The organism is Pseudomonas viridiflava, from assembly GCF_003702045.1.
Taxonomy (GTDB): Bacteria; Pseudomonadota; Gammaproteobacteria; order Pseudomonadales; family Pseudomonadaceae; genus Aquipseudomonas; species Aquipseudomonas viridiflava_C.
Genome location: NZ_RBTP01000068.1, coordinates 1 through 2,465, shown reverse-complemented (window position 1 = coordinate 2,465; position 2,465 = coordinate 1). Strand labels below are relative to the sequence as shown.

Sequence of the window (2,465 nt, the reverse complement as noted above, 5' to 3'; positions counted from 1 at the left end):
GCCCGGGAAGACGTGCCGGGTGACAAGCGTCTGGTGGCGTACTTCACCGCTGATCAAGCACACATCGAGATCGAAACCCTGCGCAGCCACCTGCAAGGTCAACTGCCGGACTACATGATCCCGGCGGCTTACGTGCATCTGGAAAAACTGCCGCTGACCCCCAACGGCAAGCTGGACCGCAAGGCATTGCCTGCCCCGGACCAGCAGGCGCTGATCAGCCGTGGTTACGAAGCACCGCAAGGTGACGTGGAAATCGCGTTGGCGCAGATTTGGGCCGAGGTGCTACAGGTTGAGCAGGTCGGTCGCCACGACCACTTTTTCGAACTGGGTGGTCATTCGCTGCTGGCGGTCACGCTGATCGAGAAAATGCGTCGCAAGGGACTGGCCGCGGATGTACGCGTGCTGTTCAGCCAGCCAACCGTGGCGGCACTGGCGTGTGAGGTGGGCAATACACGCGACGTCGTGGTGCCCCTGAACCTGATTCCGAACGGCTGCACGCACATTACCCCGGCCATGCTGCCGTTACTGGCGATCAGCGAGGCCTCGCTGGCACGCGTTGTGTCGGCGATTCCGGGTGGTGCGGCCAATGTGCAGGACATTTATCCGTTGGCACCGCTGCAACAAGGCATCCTCTACCATCACCTGGCCGCCGAGCAGGGCGACCCCTACGTGTTGCAGGCCTTATTCAGTTTTGACACCGAACACCGCGTCCAGACCTTCGCCGATGCGCTGCAGGCCGTCATCGATCGACATGACATTTTGCGCACCTCGCTGTTCTGGGAAGGGCTGGATGAGCCGGTGCAGGTGGTCTGGCGTGAGGCGCAACTGGGGCTGGACCGGATCGATGCGGATGACGCCGCACAGGACATCGTCAGTCAATTGCAGGCACAGTTCGATGCCCGTCAATACCGGATGGACATCCGCCATGCGCCGCTGATGCGAATCGCTTATGCGCAGGATCCTGCCAACCAGCGCTGGGTCGCCATTCTGTTGTTCCACCACGTGATCATGGACCACACCGCGCTTGAAGTGGCGAGTCAGGAAATGGATGTGTTCCTGCTCGACCAGACCGCGCAACTGGGCGCTCCTGTGCCTTACCGCAACTACGTGGCTCAGTCGCGTCTGGGCGTTTCGCAGCAGGATCACGAAGCATTCCTGCGCGGCATGCTGGGCGATGTCGAAGAGCCTACCTTGCCCTTTGGTCTGCATGACGTGCAGGGCAGCGCCGGCGAGATCGAAGAACATCGCCAGGCCCTCGACCCAAGCCTGAGCCAGCGTCTGCGGGCTCAGGCTCGGCAACTCGGCGTCAGCGCAGCCGCGCTGCATCACCTTGCCTGGGCACAGGTACTGGGTGCAGCGAGCGGCCGCAGCGATGTGGTGTTCGGCACGGTCCTGATGGGACGCATGAACGGCGGTGAAGGTGCAGACCGCGCCTTGGGGCTGTTCATCAACACCTTGCCGTTGCGTTTGTCGCTGGACGGCACCGGTGTGAAGGAAAGCGTGCGCAACACCCACGCCCGCCTGACTACTTTGCTGGCCCACGAACATGCACCCCTGGCATTGGCTCAGCGTTGCAGCGCGGTCCCGGCCGGAACCCCGTTGTTCAGCGCGTTGCTCAACTATCGCTACAGCGCCGCAGCGGATGAACACAGCCTGTTGCGCGCCTGGCAAGGCATCGAGCCGCTGGAAGTCGAGGAGCGTACCAACTACCCGTTGACCCTTTCGGTGGACGATCAGGGCGAGGGCTTTGAACTCAGTGTGATGGTGCAGCAAGGCGTAGGTGCCGCACGCGTGGCGGCCTACATGGATGCCGCCCTGACGCAATTGGTTGCGGCGCTGGAAAACGACGGACACATACCGCTGCGTGCATTGTCGGTCATGCCTGATACCGAACGTTCACAGGTGCTGATCGGTTTCAACGACACCGCTGCAGAATACCCGCTGGATCAGACCGTTCATGGTTTGTTCGAAGCCCAGGTTCAGCGTACGCCAGCGGCTGTTGCGCTGATTCACGGTGCGGCTGAGCTGACGTACAGCGAGCTTAACGAACGCGCCAACCGCCTGGCTCACCACCTGCGTGCGCAGGGCGTGGTGCCCGATTCCCGCGTGGCGATTTGCATTGAGCGTGGCGCGGACATGGTGGTCGGGTTGCTGGCGATTCTGAAAGCTGGCGGCGGCTATGTGCCGCTGGATCCGGCATATCCGGCCGAACGCATTGCCTACATGTTGCAGGACAGTGCGCCAGCGGTTGTTTTGGCTCAAGACGTCACGCTGGATCTGGTGGCTGCATCGGGCGTGCCTGTGGTCAATTTGGATCAGTTGAGCTGGCAGGGCGAATCCGTCAGCAATCCTGATAACGGTGAATTGACCTCGGCGCATCTGGCCTATGTGATTTACACCTCCGGCTCCACCGGCCTGCCGAAAGGCGTGATGATCGAACACCGCAACACGGTCAACTTCCTGAC

The 2,465-nt window shown here is 61.8% G+C and carries 1 protein-coding gene; it reads left to right on the top strand.

The features are described from left to right. Positions 1 to 2,465 (top strand): condensation domain-containing protein (locus ALP40_RS20675; protein WP_147478348.1); only part of this gene is annotated, 2,465 nt, incomplete at both ends.